At 70.8% G+C, this 21,574-nt stretch carries 20 protein-coding genes; 10 read left to right on the top strand and 10 right to left on the bottom strand.

Annotation, left to right across the window (positions count from 1 at the left end; all coding sequences use genetic code 11):
* Positions 1–142 precede the first annotated feature (142 nt).
* Positions 143–1,711 carry a S8 family serine peptidase gene (locus AB0959_RS01125; protein ID WP_366824103.1) on the bottom strand — a complete coding sequence of 523 codons (1,569 nt, stop codon included), beginning with the start codon at positions 1,709–1,711 and terminating at the stop codon, positions 143–145.
* Between the two features lie 276 nt (positions 1,712–1,987).
* Between AB0959_RS01125 and AB0959_RS01120 the strand changes: the two genes are divergently transcribed.
* Complete coding sequence (locus AB0959_RS01120) at positions 1,988–3,100, top strand: threonine synthase (protein WP_366824102.1); 1,113 nt, start codon at positions 1,988–1,990, stop codon at positions 3,098–3,100.
* Between the two features lie 220 nt (positions 3,101–3,320).
* Here the strand turns inward: AB0959_RS01120 and AB0959_RS01115 are convergent, their stop codons facing one another.
* A complete protein-coding gene (locus AB0959_RS01115) occupies positions 3,321–5,594 on the bottom strand; it encodes a DEAD/DEAH box helicase (RefSeq protein ID WP_366824101.1) in 2,274 nt (757 codons plus the stop codon).
* A gap of 152 nt (positions 5,595–5,746) precedes the next feature.
* Positions 5,747–6,577, bottom strand: a complete 831-nt coding sequence (locus AB0959_RS01110) for an SDR family NAD(P)-dependent oxidoreductase (RefSeq protein WP_366824100.1) — start codon at positions 6,575–6,577, stop codon at positions 5,747–5,749.
* 110 nt (positions 6,578–6,687) lie between these two features.
* On the opposite strand from AB0959_RS01110, the gene AB0959_RS01105 reads away from it, so the two are divergent.
* Positions 6,688–7,596 carry a LysR family transcriptional regulator gene (locus AB0959_RS01105; RefSeq protein ID WP_366824099.1) on the top strand — a complete coding sequence of 303 codons (909 nt, stop codon included), beginning with the start codon at positions 6,688–6,690 and terminating at the stop codon, positions 7,594–7,596.
* 75 nt (positions 7,597–7,671) lie between these two features.
* Here AB0959_RS01105 and AB0959_RS01100 read toward each other — a convergent pair whose 3' ends face one another.
* Together AB0959_RS01100 and AB0959_RS01095 are read right to left on the bottom strand one after the other, a co-directional pair.
* Complete coding sequence (locus AB0959_RS01100) at positions 7,672–8,658, bottom strand: aldo/keto reductase (RefSeq protein ID WP_366824098.1); 987 nt, start codon at positions 8,656–8,658, stop codon at positions 7,672–7,674.
* Positions 8,659–8,706: 48 nt separating this feature from the next.
* Positions 8,707–9,597 carry a helix-turn-helix transcriptional regulator gene (locus AB0959_RS01095; protein ID WP_366824097.1) on the bottom strand — a complete coding sequence of 297 codons (891 nt, stop codon included), beginning with the start codon at positions 9,595–9,597 and terminating at the stop codon, positions 8,707–8,709.
* A 227-nt stretch (positions 9,598–9,824) separates the two neighbouring features.
* Between AB0959_RS01095 and AB0959_RS01090 the strand changes: the two genes are divergently transcribed.
* The 3 genes from AB0959_RS01090 to AB0959_RS01080 all read left to right on the top strand — a co-directional run bounded on the left by AB0959_RS01090 (position 9,825) and on the right by AB0959_RS01080 (position 11,582).
* A complete protein-coding gene (locus AB0959_RS01090) occupies positions 9,825–10,667 on the top strand; it encodes an SDR family NAD(P)-dependent oxidoreductase (protein ID WP_366824096.1) in 843 nt (280 codons plus the stop codon).
* 38 nt (positions 10,668–10,705) lie between these two features.
* On the top strand, positions 10,706–11,113 hold the full coding sequence (locus tag AB0959_RS01085; protein WP_366824095.1) for a cupin domain-containing protein: 408 nt from the start codon (positions 10,706–10,708) through the stop codon (positions 11,111–11,113).
* Positions 11,114–11,255: 142 nt separating this feature from the next.
* Positions 11,256–11,582, top strand: a complete 327-nt coding sequence (locus tag AB0959_RS01080) for a carboxymuconolactone decarboxylase family protein (RefSeq protein WP_366824094.1) — start codon at positions 11,256–11,258, stop codon at positions 11,580–11,582.
* 387 nt (positions 11,583–11,969) lie between these two features.
* On the opposite strand, the gene AB0959_RS01075 is transcribed toward AB0959_RS01080, so the two are convergent.
* On the bottom strand, positions 11,970–12,899 hold the full coding sequence (locus AB0959_RS01075; protein ID WP_366824093.1) for an amidohydrolase family protein: 930 nt from the start codon (positions 12,897–12,899) through the stop codon (positions 11,970–11,972).
* A 349-nt stretch (positions 12,900–13,248) separates the two neighbouring features.
* Positions 13,249–14,337: a redox-regulated ATPase YchF gene (gene ychF, locus AB0959_RS01070; protein WP_366824092.1), complete on the bottom strand. Its 1,089-nt coding sequence runs from the start codon at positions 14,335–14,337 to the stop codon at positions 13,249–13,251.
* A gap of 479 nt (positions 14,338–14,816) precedes the next feature.
* Between ychF and AB0959_RS01065 the strand changes: the two genes are divergently transcribed.
* Positions 14,817–15,353, top strand: coding sequence for a DUF6542 domain-containing protein (locus tag AB0959_RS01065; RefSeq protein ID WP_366824091.1), 537 nt, complete (start codon positions 14,817–14,819; stop codon positions 15,351–15,353).
* Between the two features lie 94 nt (positions 15,354–15,447).
* On the opposite strand, the gene ppgK is transcribed toward AB0959_RS01065, so the two are convergent.
* Complete coding sequence (gene ppgK, locus AB0959_RS01060; protein WP_366824090.1) at positions 15,448–16,191, bottom strand: polyphosphate--glucose phosphotransferase; 744 nt, start codon at positions 16,189–16,191, stop codon at positions 15,448–15,450.
* A gap of 108 nt (positions 16,192–16,299) precedes the next feature.
* Positions 16,300–17,316, bottom strand: a complete 1,017-nt coding sequence (locus AB0959_RS01055; protein ID WP_366824089.1) for a 4-hydroxy-3-methylbut-2-enyl diphosphate reductase — start codon at positions 17,314–17,316, stop codon at positions 16,300–16,302.
* A 107-nt stretch (positions 17,317–17,423) separates the two neighbouring features.
* Between AB0959_RS01055 and xseA the strand changes: the two genes are divergently transcribed.
* The 3 genes from xseA to AB0959_RS01040 all read left to right on the top strand — a co-directional run bounded on the left by xseA (position 17,424) and on the right by AB0959_RS01040 (position 19,672).
* On the top strand, positions 17,424–18,632 hold the full coding sequence (gene xseA, locus AB0959_RS01050; RefSeq protein WP_366824088.1) for an exodeoxyribonuclease VII large subunit: 1,209 nt from the start codon (positions 17,424–17,426) through the stop codon (positions 18,630–18,632).
* A 9-nt stretch (positions 18,633–18,641) separates the two neighbouring features.
* A complete protein-coding gene (locus AB0959_RS01045) occupies positions 18,642–18,908 on the top strand; it encodes an exodeoxyribonuclease VII small subunit (protein ID WP_366824087.1) in 267 nt (88 codons plus the stop codon).
* Between the two features lie 173 nt (positions 18,909–19,081).
* Positions 19,082–19,672, top strand: coding sequence for a malonic semialdehyde reductase (locus AB0959_RS01040; RefSeq protein WP_366824086.1), 591 nt, complete (start codon positions 19,082–19,084; stop codon positions 19,670–19,672).
* Positions 19,673–19,877: 205 nt separating this feature from the next.
* On the opposite strand, the gene AB0959_RS01035 is transcribed toward AB0959_RS01040, so the two are convergent.
* Entirely contained in the window at positions 19,878–20,396 is a 519-nt protein-coding gene (locus AB0959_RS01035; protein WP_366824085.1) for a DUF4245 domain-containing protein, read from the bottom strand.
* A 125-nt stretch (positions 20,397–20,521) separates the two neighbouring features.
* On the opposite strand from AB0959_RS01035, the gene glpX reads away from it, so the two are divergent.
* Positions 20,522–21,556 (top strand): class II fructose-bisphosphatase, encoded by a 1,035-nt coding sequence (glpX, locus tag AB0959_RS01030; RefSeq protein ID WP_366824084.1) that lies wholly within the window; start codon positions 20,522–20,524, stop codon positions 21,554–21,556.
* Positions 21,557–21,574 lie beyond the last annotated feature (18 nt).

Raw genomic sequence — 21,574 nt, 5'->3', positions numbered from 1 at the left:
AGGGGGGACGGACGGGGCGGTACAGGAGGCTCGAACGTGGGGCGGGCGGGCCCTGCGCGGGGCGGCTCCCTCTCCCCCCTCAACGCCACCCCCCGTCACCGCACCTCAACGGCTCGTCGGAGGGGTGGCGTCCGAGCAGACGTCAGAACTGCAGCCCCCAGGAGTCGATCCGCCCGACGTCCTGCACCGCGTTGTCGGTCACCCGGAGCTTCCAGACGCCGTTGGCCGTCTCGGAGGACGCGTTCACCGTGTAGGTGGTGCTGATGTTGTCGGTATCGCCGCCGGTGCCGTATGCCTTCAGCGTGTACGCCGTGCCGTCGGGAGCGATCAGCTGCACCCGGAGATCGGCGACATACGGGTGAACGATGCTCACCGGCACGCGCAGTGACGCCGGGGCCTTTCCGGAGACCCCTCTCACGCTGATCGACGACTCGACCGTCGCGTTGTCGGAGATCGTGTGGTCGGCGGTGTTCTCGAAGCGCGGGCCGGGCGGGACCGTCGCCCCGCTGCCGCCGACGCTGAGGAGGCGGTTCGGCGAGCCCGTGCCGGGGCTGGTGACGACGTCGGTGGTCGCGGAGTCGACCAGGGCCGCCTCGACGGCGGCGGGCGTGTCGGTGGGGTGGTCCGCCAGGTGGAGCGCGGCGGCTCCCGTGACGTGCGGGGTCGCCATCGACGTACCCGAGAGGGTGTTGGTCGCCGTGTCGCTGGTGCGCCAGAGGGAGGTGATGGAGGAGCCCGGGGCGAACAGGTCCAGGACCGTGCCGTAGTTGGAGTAGCTGGCACGGGCGTCGGAGTTGGTGGTGGCACCGACGGTGATGGCCTCGGCGACACGCGAGGGCGAACGGGTGGACGCGTTGGCCGACTCGTTGCCGGCCGCGACCGCGTAGGTGATGCCGGAGGCGATGGAGTTGCGGACGGCCGCGTCGAGCGCCGTGTCGACCGGGCCGCCGAGGCTCATGTTGGCGACGGCCGGCTTGACGGCTTGGGCGGTCACCCAGTCGATGCCCGCGACGACCTCCGCGGTCGTCCCCTCACCGGAGTCGTTCAGGACGCGGACACCGACGATCTTCGCCTTCTTGGCGACGCCGTAGGTCGTTCCGGCGATCGTTCCGGCGACGTGCGTGCCGTGCCCGTGGCCGTCCTGGGCGGTGTTGTCGTCGTCGATGGCGTCGTAGCCGTTGAAGGCACGGCCGCCGAAGTCGCGGTGCGAGATGCGCACGCCGGTGTCGATGACGTAAGCGGTGACGCCCTCTCCGGCGGTGTCGTCGTAGCTGTAGCTCTGGTTGAGCGGGAGCGCCGCCTGGTCGATGCGGTCCAGGCCCCAGGACGGCGGGTTGGACTGGGTCGCGTCGATCGTGAACGTGCGGTTCTGGACGACGGAGGTGACGGCCGGATCGGCGGCGAAACGCTTCGCCCTGGCCTCCGTGGCCTTGACGGCGTAGCCGTTGAGGGCCTTCGTGTAGGTGCGCTCGATGGTCGCGCCGTACGCCTTGGCGAGAGCCCTGCCCTGATCGGAGCCGGCCTTCGCGACGTCCGACTTCAGGATCACGATGTAGCTGTCCTTGATGGCGCCGACCGCGCCCGCGTACTGGATCCGGCCTTCCGGTTCGGGGTCGGAGGCGCTCGCGGCGAGGACCGGGACGAGACCGGCCACGAGTGCCGCCGTGGTCGCACCGGCCAGTCTTCGCCGGGTCTGACGCATCACTGCCATCTAAGGAACCTTCCTCAATCGGTGGTGCCCGGGTGGGGGGTGGGTGGGGCGAGTGGGGCGGGGTCACTGTTACACAAATATGGTCATACTTCGCGTATCGCGGGGTCTTCCTGTGCGTCAGTTGAGGGCTGACGGCGGCACAGAACCGCGCCATGCGCCGCACGACGGCTCGAACGGCGGTCCACGACGACCCACGACGGCCCTCACGAACGTGACGCGCCCGTTGGGCACCGGTCATGACGCACCGTCACCGGACGGCACAACTACGCTGCGGCCATGACACCTCTGCCGGACCGTTACTGCCCTTCCGACGGCACGCGCGTCCCCGCGGGCTCGCTCGCCTGGTGCTGCCCGGCCTGCCGCGGCCCTCTGGACCTGGACTTCGCCCCCACGCCGGCCCCGCTCAAGTCCCTGGTGGGACGGGTGAACTCGCTCTGGCGGTACGCGGAGTGCCTGCCCCTGTCCGGCCCCTCGGTGTCCCTGGGCGAGGGGCGCACTCCCCTCGTGGAGCTGACGGACGGCATCTCCGCCAAGCTGGACTTCCTGATGCCGACGCTGTCGTTCAAGGACCGGGGCGCGGTACTGCTGGCCGAACTGGCCCTGCGGCTCGGGCCCCGCCAGGTGCTCGCCGACAGCAGCGGCAACGCGGGCACGGCCATCGCGGCGTACTGCGCACGGGCGGCGCTGCCCTGCACGGTGTACGTCCCCGCCGGTACGTCGGCCAAGAAGCTGGAGCAGATCCGGGCACACGGCGCACGACTGCACGTGGTGGACGGCGACCGCGAGGCGACGGCACGGGCTGCCCGGGAGGCGGCGGACGAGGAGGGGGTCTTCTACGCGTCCCACGTCTTCAACCCGTACTTCCTGCACGGCACGAAGACGTACGTCCACGAACTGTGGGAGGACCTCGGCGGCCGCCTCCCCGACGTGATCGTGGTCCCGGTCGGCAACGGAACACTGCTGCTGGGCGCCGCCCTCGCGGTGGACGAGTTGTACTCGGCGGGACTGATCGGCCGGCGGCCCGCCCTGTACGCCGTCCAGTCGGCCGCGGTCGCCCCGCTGGCCCACGCCTGGACCGAGGGCGCCGACGACCTGATCGCGGAAACGGAGATCCCGACGGCCCCCACCCTCGCCGAGGGCATCGCCATCCCACGGCCTCCGCGGGCCCGGCAGGTCCTGCGGGCCGTCAGGGAGTCAGGGGGCAGGTTCCTGACGGTGACGGAGGACCAGATCCGGCAGGCGCAAAGGGACCTGGCGTCGCGGGGACTGTACGTCGAGTCCACGGGCGTGGCCTGCTGGGCGGCCGTACGCGAGGGCGCGCTCGGGGACCGTACTGCCGTGGTCCCGTTGTGCGGGGCGGGGCTGAAGTCGGGGTTGGCGGACGCCTGAGAGGGGGCGGGCCGGGGAGCGGGCCGCGGGCACGGACGGCGAGCACGGTGGGCAGGGCGCGCCGTGGGCACGGCGGGGGAGGACGCGCGGCCGCGATGGCCATGGATCGGCGACCGCTCGTGACGGACAGGATCAGCGACCGATCCCGACGGAAAGGATCAGCGACCGTTCCTGACGGACGTGGAACGGCGAGCGGCCGTGCGGGATCCGCCGCCCTCCCCTACTCCGACACGGCGGCCAGCCGCTGCTGCTCCTCCTCCACGATGCGGCGCGCCAGGCCGGTGTCCGAGACGTCGACAGCGTCCGGCGTGGACTCGGCGACGTCGCTGCGGCGGGCGTAGGCGTCGAAGAGGCGGGACTTGTTCTTCAGGATGTCCAGCAGACGCTGGTCGACGCTGTCGGTGGCGAGCAGACGGTGGACCTGGACGGTGCGGACCTGACCCATGCGGTGGGCGCGGGCCACTGCCTGGTGCTCCAGCGTGGGCTTGACCTGCGGCTCACAGAGGATCACCACGGAGGCCGCCTGGAGGTTGAGCCCCACACCGCCCGCCTCTATCTGACAGAGCAGCACCGCGTGCCCCGGGGCGGCCGCGAAGTCGTCCACCAGGCGCTGGCGGCGGGCCGCCGGGACCGTACCGGATATGGGGCCGAACGCCCCTTCCCCCAGCGTCCGGTGGACCGTGTCGAGCACGTCGCGGAAGTAGGAGAAGACCACGATCTTCAGTTCGTTGCCCTCGGCCTCGGTCACCAGCTCGCGCAGACGCTGGAGCTTCGCGGACTTCTCCGCGTCCACGTAGGCGGCGCGGCGCATCGCCATGAAGTTCCCGTCAGCGACCGCCTTCCGGTACGCCTCCTCGTCCGCGGCGCTGAACTCCTCCCACTCGTCGACCTGCACCAGCGCGGGCAACTCGGTGAGCACGTCCTTCTGGTTGCGGCGCAGGTACGCGGGCGCGACCGACGTGCGGAAGGCGTGGGGCCCGGCGGCCGCGCTGCGGCCGTGGATCTCGGGGAGCAGGCCGGGCTGGAGGTGGCGGACGAGCGAGCGGAACTCCTCGACGCGGTTCTCCATGGGCGTGCCGGTGAGGAACAGCACGCGGTCGCACGTCTCGGCCCAGGCCGCGACCGCCCGGGAGCGGCGCGTGTCCGGGTTCTTCACGTAGTGCGCCTCGTCGACGACGAGCATCCCGGGAACGGCAGACGCGCGGTCGACGGACGCACGGTCGGCGGAAACGCGAACGGGGGAAGCGCGTTCGGCGGACGCACGGTCGGCGGAAGCGTGCTCCTCGGAAGGCCGGCGGGCGCCGGCCCCGGCCAGGGGGTCGGGTCCCGGCAGGCCGTGGAGCACGTCGTACGTGGTGATCGCGACGCCGCCCCGCTCGCTCCACTCGGCGTACGCGTCCTGCCGGTCGGGGCCGTGCACCGGCACGGCCCGCAGGGTGCTGCGGGAGCGGACCTCGCGCGTCCAGTTGATCAGCACGCTGGCCGGGCAGACCACGAGGAAGTGGGTGTGCCCCTCGGCCGCGAGGTGGGCGAGCGCGGCGATGGCCTGGACGGTCTTGCCGAGCCCCATCTCGTCACCGAGGACGACCCGGCGCTGGGCCAGCGCGAACCGGGCGCCGAAGGACTGGTAGCCGCGCAGCGAGACCCGGCGGTGTGTGTCGTCCAGGTGCTGGGCGTGCACCCGCTCGGCGACCTCCGACGGCAGGAAGCCCTCGGCGGCGGCCACGTCCGGGCGATGGCCGCCGATCTCGGCGAGCCGGCTGTAGTACTCGGCGGAGCGCAGCTCGAAGTCGACCCACGCCTCGATCTCCGAGGCGGGCTCGCGCAGCAGGTCGGTGGAGGCCTGCGCGAGCAGCAGGCCCACGTCCCGCGCGGCGGTGTCGGTGAGCAGTTCGGCGAGCTCCGCGACCGCCGCGAGCGCCGCCTCCCGGCGGGCCCGCCCCGCGAGCACCATGCGCAGCCGCCCGCCGGCCGGACCGGCCACCGGCAGCAGCGTGCCCAGCCTCTCGTCGAGCGTCCGCGCCGCGTCCACGGCCCGCTGCAGCTCCGGTCCGGCCTCGACGAGCCGGCGCAGGGCGAGGACCAGGGCGGTGGTCCTCGGCTCGGGCCGGTCCACGTCGATCCGTACGGAGACGGTCTCCTCGACCGCCTGGGCGATCTGCCGGGCGGCGGCGAGCGCCTGGTCGGCGGTCTGGGCACCGACGCCGGGGATCTGCCGCAGCTCGTACCGGCCGGCCTCGTACACCGACCGCACGGAGGTGAACCCGGCGGCCTCCAGCACCCCGAGCCGCAGCCGCCCCTCGGTGACGTCCTTGAGCCGGGCCACCGGGATGGACTCCAGCTCCTCGGCCACGAGTCCACTCCTCAGTGGCGCCAGGGCCGTACGCACCGCTTCCAGGGCACGGGTGTGGTCGGTGAGCACGGCGCGCGCGGCCTCGTGCAGCCGCGCGCCGTCCGCGATCAGCCCTCGAACGTGCCGTCCCGCTCCCCCCATGCCACCCCCTCGGCGCCGTGAGTCCCAGTGCGTGCATCCTTCCACGCACCACTGACAACCGGCCCTGGCGACCGGCCCTGGCGACCGGCCCTGGCGACCGGCCCCGACAACCGGTCCCCGCGACCGGCCACCAAACCCGGCCCGGCCGGACCTCAGTCGTCGAAGGCCGTCGCCCTGGTGCGCTTCTCCCAGGCGACGACGTCGTCCCGGACCTGGTCGAGATGGGCGAGGACCGTGGTGACGCTGTCGTCCCCGAGCGGCAGCCTCAGCGGGGTCCGCTCGGCGTCCAGCGCGGCCAGGATGAGCGCCGCCGCCTTCGCCGGGTCCCCGGGCTGGGCGCCGTCACCTCCGGCCACGAACCCACGGGTCTCCCCCACCTTGGCGTACACACCGCTGTCCGTGCTGACACCCGCCCTGTTGGTGTCGAACAGCGCCGTACGGAAGGCCCCCGGTTCGACGATGAGCACCTTGATGCCGAACTCCTGGGCCTCGTCCGCGAGAGCCTCCGACATGCCCTCCAGGGCGAACTTCGTTCCGCTGTACGCCGAGAAGCCCGCGAAGGAACCCTGTCCGCCCACGCTGCTCATCTGCACGATCGCTCCCGAGCGCCGTTCCCGCATGTACGGCAGCACGGCGCGGGCGAGGGCGGCGGGCCCGAAGACGTGCACGTCGAACAGTTCGCGGAGTTCGGCGTCGGTGGTCTCCTCGAAGGCACCCACGTGGGTGCGTCCCGCGTTGTTGACCAGGACGTCGATCCGTCCGTACCGCGCCACGACGTCCCGTACGGCCGCCTCGGCCGCCGCCGTGTCGGTGACGTCCAGTTTCAGCGCCTCCACCTGGTCCGGATGGGCGGCCACCAGGTCGGACAGCGCGTCGGTGCGCCGCGCCGCGCCCACCACCACGTCACCCGCGGCGAGCGCCGCCTCGGTGATCGCCCGCCCGAACCCACTGCTCGCGCCCGTCACCAGCCACACCCTGTTCATGACCGCTCCTCGTCTTCTCTCGGCGTCTTCTCTCGGCCCTGATCGCTCACTGACCAGCCTGCTTCCGTTACCGGTTGCGCGTCCAAGACCGCTGGTGATAACCGATGGTTATGGCGATGGACGTACATGCTCGGGACCTGCGCTACTTCGTGGCGGTGGCGGACGAACTGCACTTCACGCGCGCGGCGGAGCGGCTGTACGTGTCGCAGCCGGCGCTGAGCAAACAGATCCGGGCACTGGAGCGGCAGTTGGGCGTGGAGCTGTTCCGGCGCGATCCGCGGGGTGTGACGCTCACTGCGGCGGGCTCGGCGCTGCTGCCGCACGCCCGGCGGGTGCTGGCCGCCTGGGACGAGGCGGCGGCCGCGGTGGAGGAAGCCCGGACGGCCCAGCGCAGCACGCTCGTCGTCGGGATGAGCACCAGTCCGGGGCGCGGCGGCGTCCTGCCCGCCATCCGCTCCCGCTTCACGGCCGCGCACCCGGAGGCGGAGATCCGGCTGCGGCAGGTGAACTGGGACGACCCGACGGCGGGCCTCGCGGACGGCGACGCGGACGTGGCGTTCGTCTGGCTGCCGCTGCCCGGCCAGGAACGCTTCGCGTGGACGCTCATCGCCGAGGAACCGCTCCTGGTCGCCCTCCCCGACACCCATCCCCTCGCCACCCGCGCCGAGATCGACTTCGCGGACCTCGCCGACGAGCCGTTCCTCGCGCTTCCGGAGAGCACGGGCCCGCTGCGCGACTACTGGCTCGCCCTGGACGCCCGCGACGGCCGCCCACCCCGGATCGGCGCCGAGATCGCGAGCACGGAGGAGACGTACGAGGCCCTGGTCGCCGGCCTCGGCGTGTGTCTCGTGGCCGCGGGCAACGTCCCGCTGCTCACCCTGGGCGGCGTGGTCGCCCGCCCGGTGCGCGGCGTCACTCCCAGCCGCTACGTCCTGGCCTGGCGCCGGGAGGACGGGGATCGGCCCCTGGTACGGGCCTACGCACAGGCGTGCCGCCGGGCGACCGGCGGCCGCGGGTGAGACGGATCCGAACCTTCAGATCCCCATTGTCAGACGTTGAACCTGAAGAGGGTGCACTGCTGGGGCGTGGCCCGTTTACTTGTCGACCAGATTCATGTGCATCTCGTTGTAGCGGTCGCCGCGGACGCCGATGCGGGCCGCCAGCGCGTCCAGGTCCGCCTGCTCGTCGGCGGACAGGGCGAGCTGTGTGGCGGCGGCGTTCTCCTCCACCCGTGCGATGCGGCGGGTGCCGGGGATCGGCACGATCGACGGGTGCTGGGCGAGCAGCCAGGCCAGGGCCACCTGTCCGGGGGTGGCGTTCTTGGCGTGGGCCAGGGTGGTGACGTGGTCGATCAGTGCCTGGTTGGAGGCGAGGTTGTCCTGGTCGAACCGTGGGATGGTGGTGCGGATGTCGTCGTCGGTGAACGCGGTCGTGGTGTCGACGGTGCCGGTGAGGAAGCCCTTGCCGAGGGGGCTGAACGGTACGAATCCGATGCCGAGTTCGGCGAGCGTGGGCAGGACTTCGGGTTCGGGGTCGCGGGTCCACAGCGAGTACTCGCTCTGTACCGCCGTCACGGGGTGGACGGCGTGCGCACGGCGGATCGTCGCGGCACCCGCCTCTGACAGGCCGAAGTGCCGCACCTTGCCGGCCTGTACCAGCTCCGCGACGGCGCCCGCGACATCCTCGATCGGCACGTCGGGGTCGACCCGGTGCTGATAGAAGAGGTCGATCGTGTCCGTGCGCAGCCGGCGCAGCGAGGCGTCGGCCACCCGCTTGATCTGCTCCGGCCGGCTGTCGAGACCGACGGACTTGCCGTCTTCGATGCGCCAGCCGAACTTGGTCGCGATGACGGCCTGGTCGCGCAGCGGGGCGAGTGCTTCGCCCACGAGCTCTTCGTTGGTGTGGGGGCCGTAGACCTCGGCGGTGTCGAAGAAGGTGGTGCCGCGGTCGACGGCGCCACGGATCACGGCGATCATGTCCTGCCGGTTGCCGGGATTGGGGCCGTAGCTCTGGGACATGCCCATGCAGCCCAGGCCGATGGCTGAGACCTCAAGGCCCTGGCCGAGGATACGGGTGTGCATGGGGGTGTCTCCTTGCGGTGATCGAGGTCCGGTGGCCGCGGGCACGGTTCAGTGGCTGGTGGTGCGGTCCGGGTCTGCGGTTGCGGAGGCGTCTTCGGTGGCGGCCCAGGCGGCCAGCAGCCGCAGTGCGTCGTGGGCCGGGGTGTGGGCTCCGGTGCCGTACGCGGTCAGGGTCAGGCCGGGCTGTGCGGGCAGTTCCATGGCGTCGAAGTCGAGGGTGATCTCGCCGACGACCGGGTGACGGAAGCCTTTGCGGCCGGTGTGGTGCAGTCGCACGTTGTGTTTGGCCCACGCGGTGCGGAACTCCTCGCTGCGGGTGACGAGCTCGCCGACGAGCCCGGTCAGGTCGCTGTCGCCGGGAGCCCGGCCGGCCTCGGTGCGCAGCAGGGACACGGTCGTGTTCACGGACTGCTCCCAGTCGGGGAAGAAGTCCCGGCCGTGCGGGTCCAGGAACTGGAAGCGGGCGATGTTGACCGGGCGCGGGGCGCCTTCGGTGAACAGCGGAGAGTACAGGGCGCGGCCGAGGCGGTTGACGGCGAGGATGTCGAGGCGGCCGTTGCGGATGAAGGCCGGGGAGTCGGTCATGGAGTCAAGGACGCGCAGGACGCTGTCGGGGAGCGGGCCGCGGGTGCGTTTTGTGCGGCGGGTGGGGCGTCGGGCGACGGCGCGGGCGAGGTCGTAGAGGTGGGCGTGTTCGGCCTCGTCGAGTCGCAGGGCACCCGCGACGGCGTCGAGGACTTCCTCGGAGGCTCCGGCGAGGTGGCCGCGTTCGAGGCGGACGTAGTAGTCGATGCTGACGCCGGCGAGCATCGCGGCTTCCTCGCGGCGCAGCCCGGGCACGCGCCGGTTGCCGCCGTAGGCGGGCAGTCCGGCCTGCTGCGGGGTGATCTTGGCGCGGCGGGAGACCAGGAACTCGCGGATGTCGCTCTCGGTACTCACGCCCTCCAGGCTAGGCGGGCCGGCGCGGCCGTGGGGGGCTCTGTCAGTACCTGGCAGCGCAGGCCCTCCCTCATGCCCTCGGTCTTGAGTTTCCTAGTGGTGAGGCGGTCGGCGGTGCTCGTCGGGCCCTCGAGGCCCGGGCCTGTACCGGCCGCCTGAAAACATTTCCGGATACAGGCTGTGACGAGCTGGTCTGTCCTCTTTCGCGCCTTGGAGTGCACCGCATCGTGAGCAAGGTCTTCTTCATCACCGGCGCCGGCCGCGGTCTAGGTGCCGACATCGCCCGCCAGGCCCTGGCCGCCGGGCATCAGGTCGTGGCCACCGGCCGCCGCCCCGAGGGCGTCATCGAGGTCCTGGGCGGCGAGCAGGACAACCTGCTGGCCACCGCCTTGGACATCACCGACCCCGCCGCCGCCCGGGCGGCCGTCCGGGCGGCCGTCGACCGGTTCGGCCGGATCGACGTGCTGATCAACAACGCCGCGAACTTCTACGCCGGCTACTTCGAGGAGCTCTCCGAAGGCCAGGTGCGGGCGCAGATCGAGACGAACCTGTTCGGTCCGATGAACGTCACCCGCGCTGTCCTGCCGGTCATGCGCGTCCGGCGCTCCGGGCACGTCATGACGATCTCCTCCCTCGCGGGGCAGGTGGGCGGCGAGTTCACCGTCGCCTACGCCACGGCGAAGTTCGGCGTGGAGGGCTTCATGGAGTCCCTGCACCACGATGTGGAGCCGTACGGCATCAAAACCACGATCGTGGAGCCCGGCTTCTTCCGCACCGAGCTGCTGGTGGATGCCTCCACCACGTACGCGGAGCTGTCGCTCGACGACTACGCCGAGCGCACCGCCGCCACCAAGAGGGTCTGGGCATCGATGAACGGGCAGCAGGCCGGCGACCCCGCCAAGCTCGCCGGCGCCCTCCTCAAGGTCGCAGCCCTCGACAAGCCGCCGCTGCGGTTCATCGCAGGCGACGACTGCCTGGCCGCCGTCGAAGGCAAGGCCAAGGAACTCCTCGCTGACGTCGACGCCTCCCGTGAACTGGGCTCCGGCCTCGCCCACGACGACGCCGTCTGACGCACTCTCACCCGCCCCCGCACACAGAAGGAAAGATCATGGAATTCGTCAAGCAGCAGGACACCGTCAAGGCCCCCGCCGCCTGGTTCACCGGCGACGTCTGGTTCGACGTGATCTACGCAGGCCAGGAGCCGTCCCGGATGCGCGCCAACATGGTCCGCTTCTCTCCCGGCGCCCGCACCCACTGGCACTCCCACGTCCTGGGCCAGACCCTCCACGTCGTCTCCGGCACGGCCCTGATCGGCACCCGCGACGGCACCGTCTTCGAGGCCCACCCCGGCCAGACCGTCACCTGCCCCCCGAACGAGGAGCACTGGCACGGCGCCACCCCCGGCCGCTTCATGGAGCACATCGCCATGTGGGAGGGCAAGGGCGACGGCAGTGACGAAACCACCTGGAACGAGCCCGTCACCGACGAGCAGTACAACCGCTCCCGCAGCAGCTGACGCACCGGCCCCGCATGCCCCCGTCCCCCACGCCGGGCGGCGTGCATGCGCCAGCCCTGGTCTGCCGTCGACGGCAGACCAGCACGCTTCACAGCTCTCCGACGACACACCCAAGGCCCGTGGGCCGAGAAGAGGAATTCCCATGACCGACCAGCCGAAGCAGCTCGGTGGCGGACGCCGCATGCTCGGTGACTTCTCTCCGAAGCTCGCCGAACTCACCGACGACGTTCTGTTCGAGGACGTGTGGAACCGCACCGAACTGGCCGCGCGCGACCGCAGCCTGATCACCGTCGCCGTCCTCGTCGCCGGCGGCGACGCCGACCAGCTCGCCTTCCACCTCGGACGCGCCAAGGAAAACGGCGTCACCGAGACCGAACTCATCGAGGCGATCACCCACCTCGCCTTTTATGCCGGCTGGCCCAAGGCCATGACCGCGATGATGGTTGCCAAGCAGGTCTTCTCGGACTGAGGCCAGAGCCCAGAGCCCAGAGCCCTTGCAGCCTGTGGCGTGCCCGGGCGGCCGTGGAAGCCGGGCCCCCGTAGAAGCAGCGCCGGCCGGAGCTGGAGAAGGCGCTGAAGCCGGCGTACGACATCAAGGGGGCAGCCCCCGACCAGGAGGTCATCTCACCATCCACCAGCTCAAGCGCCTGGCCCGCCACGCCGCCGGGCTGATGACGTTCTCCGGGCACCTCCAGGCGACCGGCGTCCAGCTCGAACTCCTCGCCGACCAGCTCACCGGCATCTACGACCCCAAGGGCATGGGCGCGATGCCGTACGCGACACCGCGACATGCGAGTCCACGAGTCCACGAGTCCAAGGCCGACAGTAACCGCACTGGGGGAGCCGAGCCCTGTCATCACAGTCCGAACAACGTTGCCGCGTTGTCGTGGCACACGGCCCGCAGCCACTCCGGCCCGAGGCCGAGCCGCTCCAGAGCGTGGAGCTGGTGTACGTACGGGTAAGGGATGTTGGGGAAGTCGGAACCGAGCAGGATACGGCCGCCGAGCCCGGCGAGCCGAGGCAAGGCCTGGCGGGGGAACGGCATGAATCCCTCGGTGAAGTCGGTGAACGCCATGGTGGTGTCCAGCCGGACCTCCGCGTACTGCTCGGCGAGGCCGAGGAAGTCCTCGTACTCGGGCATCCCCAGGTGCGCGACGATCAGCCGTAGCTTCGGGTGTCGCGCCAGTACCCGTGCGATCGGCTCGGGACCGGTGTGCTTGCCGGGAGCGGGACCGGAGCCGCAGTGGATCACCACGGGGACCCGGGCCTCGGCCAGCACCCCCCACGCCCCCTGGATAAGCTCGTCGGCCGGGTCGTAGGCCCCTACTTGTACGTGCGCCTTGAACACGCGCGCACCCGCTTCGACGGCCTCGCGCACGTACGTCTCGACACCCGGCTCGGGATAGAGGGTGGCGGTGTGCAGACAGTCGGGGTTGCGGTGAGCGAAGTCGGCGGCCCAGCCGTTGAGCCAGGGGGCCATGCCGGGCTTGTGCGGGTAGAGCATCGAAGTGAACGCTCGCACACCGAACGCGCGCAGCACAGCAGCCCGTTCCGCCTCCTGCTGCCGGTAGCTGATCGGCCACTCCAGTCCGCCGGTCAGCGGCCCCTGCGCGTCGAAGTATTCCCAGACCTTGTGCAGGACACGCTCGGGCATGAAGTGCGTGTGGACGTCGACCAGTCCGGGAAGGCCGAGCCGGTTCCAGAAACGGCGGACCTCACTGGCCTCTGCGTCCAAGGCCACGTCACTTGCTGCGTCTAACGAACTTGTGCCGTCGACAGGTGCCATGAGGTGATCGTTCACGTCTCCCACGATCAGCCCTGCCAAGGGGGTGGGTCCAGCCCCTGTCCTACTGACGGCGTGAGTGATCGGTCACCAGGGCCACTGATCCGGGTGGGCGATGACACGGCCCCGACGCCCGGTGCTCACGGCTGCCTTCACTTCGTCACGACAGCCGTCGGTCCGAGCCGCATCGTGCCGCAGACGTTCTTCCGACTGCTGCGCCACCTGCGCGGGGGCCAGAGCCCATCCCAGCACCATCCCAGCACGGGAGAAGACGAAGGGCCCGACTCCGAAGAGCCGGACCCTCTCCGACCTGCATGTTTGCCAGATCAGCGACGTGGCGACAAGTCAGCCGCTACACGTTGAACCGGAACTCGACCACGTCCCCGTCCTGCATGACGTAGTCCTTGCCCTCCATACGGGCCTTGCCCTTGGCGCGGGCCTCGGTGACCGAGCCGGTCTCAACGAGGTCGTCGAAGGAGATGACCTCGGCCTTGATGAAGCCCTTCTGGAAGTCGGTGTGGATGACACCGGCGGCCTCGGGGGCGGTGGCGCCCTTCTTGATGGTCCAGGCGCGCGATTCCTTGGGGCCGGCCGTGAGGTAGGTCTGCAGGCCCAGGGTGCGGAAGCCGACGTGGGCGAGGGTGGCGAGGCCCGGCTCGTCGACACCGACGGACTGGAGGAGCTCCAGCGCCTCCTCCTCGTCGAGCTCGGCGAGGTCCGCCTCCAGCTTGGCGTTGAGGAAGATCGCCTCGGCGGGGGCGACCAGGGCGCGCTGCGCGTTCTTGAAGTCCTCGTCGACCAGCTCGTCCTCGTCGACGTTGAAGACGTACAGGAACGGCTTGGTGGTGAGCAGGTGCAGGTCGTGGAGGAGCTCGTTGCGCTCGGTGCCCTGGACGATCCCGTGCGCGAAAAGGGTGTCGCCCTTCTCCAGGACCTCCTTGGCCTCCTCGACCGCCTTGACCTTCGGGGCGATGTCCTTCTTGATGCGCGATTCCTTCTGGAGGCGCGGCAGGACCTTCTCGATGGTCTGGAGGTCGGCGAGGATCAGCTCGGTGTTGATCGTCTCGATGTCGTCCTTGGGCGAGACCTTGCCGTCGACGTGCACGACGTTCTCGTCCTGGAAGGCGCGGATGACCTGGCAGATCGCGTCCGACTCACGGATGTTCGCCAGGAACTTGTTGCCGAGGCCCTCGCCCTCGCTCGCTCCGCGCACGATGCCCGCGATGTCGACGAAGTCGACGGTCGCCGGGAGGGTCCGCTGGGAGCTGAAGATCTCGGCCAGCTTGGTGAGACGGGGGTCGGGGACGCCCACGACGCCGACGTTCGGCTCGATCGTGGCGAACGGGTAGTTGGCCGCCAGCACGTCGTTCTTGGTCAGGGCGTTGAACAGGGTCGACTTGCCGACGTTGGGCAGACCGACGATTCCGATCGTGAGCGACACGTTGCGACTTCCCGTACGTGAGGACTGAGCAGCTGACTGGTCAGGCCCGGGTCCTTGTCATGAAGACGACCTTCGTTCAGCGTGGTGCGCCTGGCGAGTGCGCGGGCCGATCCACCAGTCTACGGCGTGCGCGTGCCCGCCCCTGCGGGCGGATCGAACGCTTGGCCAAGCTCTGCTCAACGGCGTGTCAGAGAAGCCGTTCGGCACATCGGGCGACCTAGGTTGGTCCGGTGGAGCAACACAGGACGCGCCCTCCGAAGCCCCGATCGCGCCGTGACACGCCCCTTCCGCCCCAGACGGGCAGAGCGGGGTCCGCTCCGGGCCGGTCCGGTGGAGCGGGACCGGCAGGACCAGCGGGTCCAGCGGCGGGACCGGCGGGCGGCCGGGGGCCCGGTGCCGACGCCCTGGGCACCGGCACCGGCACCGGCTCGGGCTCAGGCTCAGGCTCAGGCTCGGGATCGGGCAGGGGAGAACCCCGCGTGCGGGAAAGCCGCCCCGCAGAGGCCGCGAGGGCGTCCGGCGGCGGTGCGCCGGGGCGCGCTCCCGGCGTACGGAGGCCGGCGGTCGGCGAGTCCGAGGCCCTTGGGGCGCGATCCGTACGGCGGATGCCGAACCTCCGGCTCACCGGACTCGGCAGCGGGCTGTTCTGCGGCGCCGCGATGCTCACCCTCGGATGCCTCGACCGACTGCTGTTCGGGGCCTCGCTGACTGTGTACGGCCTGCTGTTCCTGCTGGTCAGCGCGTTGACCGCGGTCTGGGTACGCCGAGGCGACCTGGTCACCGCGCCCGTCGTCGTGCCGATCGCCTTCGCTGTCGGGCTGCTGCCCCTCACCGACGGCGACGAAGGTCTGGCCGGGTGGCTGGTGGGCCTGATCACCGGCCTGGCCACCCAGGCGGGCTGGTTGTACGGCGGCACGCTCGTCGCCGGTGTCGTCTCGACCTGGCGCAAACTCCGCCTGATGAGCCGCCGCCGGGTTCTCGGCGGCGAACCGGGGCACTCCGGCCCCGGCCTCTGACTCTGGGCGCCTCACGGACCCGCCTTGCGGTCACGCCTTGCGGTCATGCCTTGCGGTCACGCCGCCGTACGGCACCCCGCCTCCGGCGGAGCCGCTACACCTTCGCCGCCCGCATGGCCGCTCCGACGATCCCCGCGTTGTTCTGCAGCTGCGCCGGGACGATCTCCGCCTTGATGCCCTCGATCAGCGGCAGGAACTTGTGGGACTTGCGGCTCACTCCGCCGCCGATGATGAACAGCTCGGGCGAGAAGAGCATCTCGACGTGGGCGAGGTACTTCGTGACGCGCCTCGCCCAGTGCTCCCAGGTCAGCTCGTGGTCGTCCTTGGCCTTGGTGGACGCGCGCTTCTCCGCGTCGTGGCCGTTCAGCTCCAGGTGGCCCAGCTCCGTGTTCGGCACGAGGGCCCCCTCCGTGAACACGGCGCTGCCGATGCCCGTGCCGAAGGTGAGCACGATGACCGTGCCACGGCGGTCGCGGCCCGCGCCGAACTGCACCTCGGCGACGCCCGCCGCGTCCGCGTCGTTGACCACCGTCACCGGCAGGCCACCGAGCCGCTCGCCGAGCAGGGCGCGGGCGTCGACGTCGATCCAGGCCTTGTCGACGTTGGCCGCTGTGCGGATCGTGGCGCCGCCGGTGACCACTCCGGGGAACGTGACGCCGACCGGACCCGCCCATCCGAAGTGGTCGACGACCTCCTTCACGCCGTCGGCCACGGCGTCGGGCGTCGACGGGTGCGGGGTCAGCACCTTGAACCGCTCGTCCACCAGGTCGCCCCGGTCCAGGTCCACGGGAGCACCCTTGATCCCGGATCCACCGATGTCCACGCCGAAGATCTGCATGGCCCTACGTTACGTCGTACGACGGACAGTGACGTACCGGCCTCAGGTTCACGGGCGGCAACCTCGCAGAACCCTCACTTCGCGGCGACGACCTGCCCAAGTGTGCTCCTACTGCTCGGTGGTGTCCCGGCCCGTGCGCTCGGCCACCAGGCTCGCCGCCTGCGCGCGCAGGTCCTTGCGCAGCTCCTTCGGCAGGGAGAAGGTGATCGACTCCTCCGCCGCCCTGACGAGCTCGACGTCCGCGAAGCCGCGCTGCGAGAGCCACTCCAGGACCTGCTCGACGAGGATCTCGGGCACCGAGGCACCGGAGGTGACGCCGACGGTCGAGACGCCCTCCAGCCAGGCCTCGTCGATCTCGTCGGCGAAGTCCACCAGGTACGCCTCCCGCGAGCCCGCGAGCTTGGCGACCTCGACGAGCCGCTTGGAGTTGGACGAGTTGCGCGAGCCGACGACGATCACCAGCTCCGCCTCGGCGCCCATCTGCTTCACGGCGAGCTGACGGTTCTGCGTGGCGTAGCAGATGTCGTCGCTGGGGGGCGAGACGAGCCCGGGGAACTTCGTCTTGAGCGCGTCGACGGTCTCCATGGTCTCGTCGACCGAGAGCGTGGTCTGGGAGAGCCACACGACCTTGGAGGGATCGCGGACCTCGACCTTGGCGACGTCCTCGGGGCCGTCGACGAGCGTGATGTGGTCCGGCGCCTCACCGGAGGTGCCGATGACCTCCTCGTGGCCCTCGTGCCCGATCAGGAGGATGTCGAAGTCGTCGTCGGCGTACCGGATCGCTTCCTTGTGGACCTTGGTGACCAGGGGGCAGGTGGCGTCGATGGTGGCGAGGCGGCCGCGCTCGGCCTCCTCGTGCACGGTCGGTGCGACGCCGTGCGCGGAGAACATGACGATGTTGCCGGGGGGAACTTCCTCCGTCTGCTCGACGAAGATCGCGCCCTTCTTCTCCAGGGTCTGCACGACGTACTTGTTGTGGACGATCTCGTGGCGGACGTAGATCGGGGCCCCGTACTGCTCCAGGGCCTTCTCGACGGCGATCACCGCGCGGTCGACACCCGCGCAGTAGCCGCGGGGGGCGGCGAGGAGGACACGGCGGCCAGGCGAAGCAGTCATGCGACCCATCGTAAGGCCGCGCCGGTTGGGCCGAGATCGCGAAAGCAACCCGACGCCCCGTCACCCCACCCGCCGCGGCGACCGGAATGTCAGTGGCCCCCACTACCCTCGGGCGCATGGCACTGACTACGTCCGCGGACGCCCCGCTGCCCGTCGGCGAGGTGTCGCGGCTCATCGGGGGGTGGATCGACCGGCTCGGCGCGGTGTGGGTCGAGGGGCAGATCACCCAGTTGTCACGGCGCCCGGGCGCGGGCGTCGTCTTCATGACGCTGCGCGACCCGTCGCACGACATCTCCGTGAGCGTCACCTGCTACCGCCAGGTGTTCGACGCGATCGCCGACGTCGTGAGCGAGGGCGCGCGCGTCGTGGTGCACGCGAAGCCCGAGTGGTACGCCCCGCGCGGGCAGCTCTCCCTGCGCGCCGCCGAGATAAGGCCCGTCGGCGTCGGTGAACTCCTCGCCCGGCTGGAGCAGTTGAAGAAGTCCCTCGCCGCGGAGGGGCTGTTCGCGCCGGAGCGCAAGAAGCCGCTGCCCTTCCTGCCGCAGCTCGTCGGACTCGTCTGCGGTCGCGCCTCGGCCGCCGAGCGCGACGTCCTGGAGAACGCCCGGCACCGCTGGCCGGCCGTCCGCTTCGAGGTGCGCAACGTCGCGGTCCAGGGCGTGCACGCCGTGCCGCAGGTCGTCCAGGCGGTCAAGGAGCTGGACGCGATCGACGACGTGGACGTGATCATCGTCGCCCGGGGCGGCGGCAGCGTGGAGGATCTGCTGCCGTTCTCCGACGAGCAGCTCGTCAGGGCCGTGGCGTCCTGCCGTACCCCGGTGGTGTCGGCCATCGGGCACGAGCCGGACAACCCGCTGCTGGACCACGTGGCCGACCTGCGCGCGTCCACGCCGACCGACGCCGCCAAGAAGGTCGTCCCGGACGTCGGCGAGGAGTACGAGCGGGTGCGCTGGCTGCGGGATCGTGGACGGCGTTGCGTGGAGGCCTATCTGGAGCGGGAGGAGCGGGGGCTGGCGCACGCGCTGGCCCGCCCCGCGATGGAGGACCCGCACCGCATGGTCGACGAGCGTGCGGACCAGGTCGCCGCGCTGGTCGACCGGAGCCGCCGCTGCCTCGGCCACCACCTGGACCGTGCCGACTCGGAGCTGACGCACACCCACGCGCGCGTGGTGGCCCTCTCCCCCGCCGCGACCCTGAAGCGGGGGTACGCGGTGCTGCAGAAGGCCGACGGCCATGTCGTCCGTGCCCCGGAGGAGGTCGCGGAGGGCGAGTCGCTGCGGGCCCGGGTGGCCGAGGGCGAGTTCTCTGTACGAGTCGACACATAGGGTGGGCGTATGACCAGCAGCAACACGAGCGGGACCGCCGAGGCGCTCGGGTACGAGCAGGCGCGGGACGAGCTGATCGAGGTCGTCCGCCGTCTGGAGGCGGGTGGTACGTCCCTGGAGGAGTCCCTCGCCCTGTGGGAGCGCGGCGAGGAGCTGGCCAAGGTGTGCCGGCGCTGGCTGGACGGGGCGCGGCGACGGCTGGACGCGGCGCTGGCCGAGGAGGAGGCGGACGAGCCGGAGGCGGGCTCGCAGAGCACGGGGTCGGGCGGGGAGTGAGCGGCGCGCCGGCCTCCGGGTGGCCTGCCTGAGCGACGGTGCGGTGGCCTGGGTGGTGGTTGTGAAGCCGATCACCCGCACCCACCCTTTGTTGAACATTGAACTTCTCTCGCGTACCGTCGGAGACGCCCGCCGATAACGGGACGCCCACGCACAACCGAGAGAGTTCACGCATGTCCCTCGTTCTTGACCCAGCCGCTCAGGACCTGCTCTTCCGTGAGGCCCGCACCGCGAACACGTTCACCGACGAGCTGGTGACCGACGAGCAGGTGCAGGCGATCTACGACCTGGTCAAGTACGGTCCGACCGCCTTCAACCAGACCCCGCTGCGCATCACCCTGGTCCGCTCCGCCGAGGCCCGCGAGCGCCTGGTCCAGCACATGTCCGAGGGCAACCGGCCGAAGACCGCCTCCGCCCCGCTGGTCGCGATCCTCTCCGCGGACAACGAGTTCCACGAGGAGTTGCCGACCCTCTTCCCGGCCTTCCCGCAGGCCAAGGACCTCTTCTTCGCCGAGCGCCCGGCCCGTGAGGGATCCGCCGCGCTCAACGCCGCCCTCCAGGCCGCCTACTTCATCGTCGGCGTCCGTGCCGCGGGCCTGGCCGCCGGCCCGATGACCGGCTTCGACGCCGAGGGCGTGCGCAAGGAGTTCCTGGACGACGACCACACGCCGCTGATCGTCGTCAACATCGGCAGGCCCGGCGAGAACGCCTCGTACCCGCGCTCGCCGCGCCTGGGCTTCGACGAGGTCGTGACCACGGTCTGATCCTCGCGCCGGACACCCTCGCGCCGGACACCCTCGCGACAGACACCGTCGCGGACAGACACCTCTGGCCCCGCCGCGCATCACGCGCGGCGGGGCTCGACGCGTCCCACCGGCCTGCGATCGCCCGCGATCACTGCCGAAGCCGCCCGTCCGCCGCCCGCCCCCGTACGCCGGTGCGCGGGCAGCGCCCGTGCACCTACTGCGCCTACTTCGTCTTCAGCGCCTCGGCCATCTTCGTCAGCTGGGCGAACGGCGCCGACCCCGTCACCACGGTCGTCACACCGTCACCTTCGAGAACGAGGGCGTCGTAGCGCTCACCCTCGTAGCGCCGCCAGACCTGGTCGGCGATCTTCTGGGTGGACTTCGTCTCCTCGGCGCCCTGCGTGGCGTCCTCGATGAAGGTGGACGGCTTCTGAGCGGACTGCTCGATCGCCACGTACTGACCTTCGGGGTCGTGGAAACCGAGGTGCCAGGCGTCGGACTCGTCGCCCTGGAACCGGACGGAGGTCGCCTTCCAGCTGTTGGGCAGGCCCTCGGGCGCGGCCACCGGATAGGACGCCGCACGGCGCGCCGTCAAGAGTTCGACGCGGTAGTCGACCCGCTTGAGCTCGGGCGCGGAGTCGTCGTGCGGGACGAAGAGATAGATGACTCCGGCCGCCAGCACACTGACCCCCAGGGAGAGGACCATGTTGCGGACCGTCTGTTTACCGTTCTTACCTGCCACGTCCTCATCGTCGCAGGTACACCGGTCTGCTCATCCGTGGGGTCCCCTGCTCGTTTTGTCGGTCTGGCGATAGAGTCGAGGCGAACCCTCATCCGGCCGTCGTCGTATCAGGAAGGTGCGCTCCGATGACCGAGAACCACCATCTGCCGTCAGAACTCGAGGTCCCGTCCGAGGCCCCCGACCGCAACCTCGCTCTCGAACTGGTACGCGTCACCGAGGCCGCCGCCATGGCCGCCGGCCGCTGGGTCGGCCGAGGCGACAAGAACGGCGCCGACGGAGCCGCCGTACGCGCCATGCGAACCCTCGTCTCCACCGTGTCGATGAACGGTGTCGTCGTCATCGGTGAGGGCGAGAAGGACGAGGCCCCGATGCTCTTCAACGGGGAGCGCGTCGGTGACGGGACCGGCCCCGAGTGCGACATCGCCGTCGACCCGATCGACGGAACGACGCTGACGGCCAAGGGCATGACGAACGCGATCGCCGTGCTCGCGGCCGCCGACCGGGGCACCATGTTCGACCCGTCAGCCGTCTTCTACATGGACAAGCTGGTCACCGGGCCGGACGCCGCCGACTTCGTCGACATCAACGCGCCCGTGTCCGTCAACATCCGCCGGGTCGCCAAGGCCAAGCGATCCACACCCGAGGACGTCACGGTCGTCATCCTCGACCGGCCCCGCCACGAGGGCCTCATCGACGAGATCCGCGAGACCGGCGCGCGCATCAAGCTGATCTCCGACGGTGACGTCGCGGGCTCGATCCTGGCACTGCGCGAGGGCACGGGCATCGACATGCTGCTCGGTGTCGGCGGTACGCCCGAGGGCATCATCTCGGCCTGCGCGGTCAAGTGCCTCGGCGGCACCATCCAGGGCAAGCTGTGGCCGAAGGACGACGAGGAGCGCCAGCGGGCGATCGACGCGGGCCACGACCTCGACCGGGTGCTCACCACGGACGACCTGGTCTCCGGTGAGAACGTCTTCTTCGTGGCCACCGGCATCACCGACGGCGAGTTGCTGCGCGGCGTGCGCTACCGCGCCGAGACCGCCTCGACCGACTCGATCGTCATGCGGTCGAAGTCCGGCACGGTCCGCCGTATCGACTCCACGCACCGGCTGAGCAAGCTGCGTGCGTACAGCTCGATCGACTTCGAGCGGGCCAAGTAGCTCCGCCGGTTGGGCCGT

Source organism: Streptomyces sp. NPDC046862 (genome assembly GCF_040704615.1).
GTDB lineage: Bacteria > Actinomycetota > Actinomycetes > Streptomycetales > Streptomycetaceae > Streptomyces.
Note: the sequence above shows the minus strand (reverse complement) of the source record. Positions and strands in the feature narration are given on the sequence as shown.

Bases quoted from the DNA above. Each gene is read 5' to 3' on its own strand.
- xseA (WP_366824088.1), top strand. From the start codon at position 17,424: ATGGCACTGACTACGTCCGCGGACGCCCCGCTGCCCGTCGGCGAGGTG.
- AB0959_RS01055 (WP_366824089.1), bottom strand. From the start codon at position 17,316: ATGGGTCGCATGACTGCTTCGCCTGGCCGCCGTGTCCTCCTCGCCGCC.
- AB0959_RS01085 (WP_366824095.1), top strand. From the start codon at position 10,706: ATGGAATTCGTCAAGCAGCAGGACACCGTCAAGGCCCCCGCCGCCTGG.
- AB0959_RS01040 (WP_366824086.1), top strand. From the start codon at position 19,082: ATGTCCCTCGTTCTTGACCCAGCCGCTCAGGACCTGCTCTTCCGTGAG.
- glpX (WP_366824084.1), top strand. From the start codon at position 20,522: ATGACCGAGAACCACCATCTGCCGTCAGAACTCGAGGTCCCGTCCGAG.
- AB0959_RS01105 (WP_366824099.1), top strand. From the start codon at position 6,688: ATGGCGATGGACGTACATGCTCGGGACCTGCGCTACTTCGTGGCGGTG.
- AB0959_RS01125 (WP_366824103.1), bottom strand. From the start codon at position 1,711: ATGGCAGTGATGCGTCAGACCCGGCGAAGACTGGCCGGTGCGACCACG.
- AB0959_RS01120 (WP_366824102.1), top strand. From the start codon at position 1,988: ATGACACCTCTGCCGGACCGTTACTGCCCTTCCGACGGCACGCGCGTC.
- AB0959_RS01100 (WP_366824098.1), bottom strand. From the start codon at position 8,658: ATGCACACCCGTATCCTCGGCCAGGGCCTTGAGGTCTCAGCCATCGGC.
- AB0959_RS01080 (WP_366824094.1), top strand. From the start codon at position 11,256: ATGACCGACCAGCCGAAGCAGCTCGGTGGCGGACGCCGCATGCTCGGT.
- AB0959_RS01110 (WP_366824100.1), bottom strand. From the start codon at position 6,577: ATGAACAGGGTGTGGCTGGTGACGGGCGCGAGCAGTGGGTTCGGGCGG.
- AB0959_RS01115 (WP_366824101.1), bottom strand. From the start codon at position 5,594: ATGGGGGGAGCGGGACGGCACGTTCGAGGGCTGATCGCGGACGGCGCG.
- ppgK (WP_366824090.1), bottom strand. From the start codon at position 16,191: ATGCAGATCTTCGGCGTGGACATCGGTGGATCCGGGATCAAGGGTGCT.
- AB0959_RS01075 (WP_366824093.1), bottom strand. From the start codon at position 12,899: ATGGCACCTGTCGACGGCACAAGTTCGTTAGACGCAGCAAGTGACGTG.
- AB0959_RS01045 (WP_366824087.1), top strand. From the start codon at position 18,642: ATGACCAGCAGCAACACGAGCGGGACCGCCGAGGCGCTCGGGTACGAG.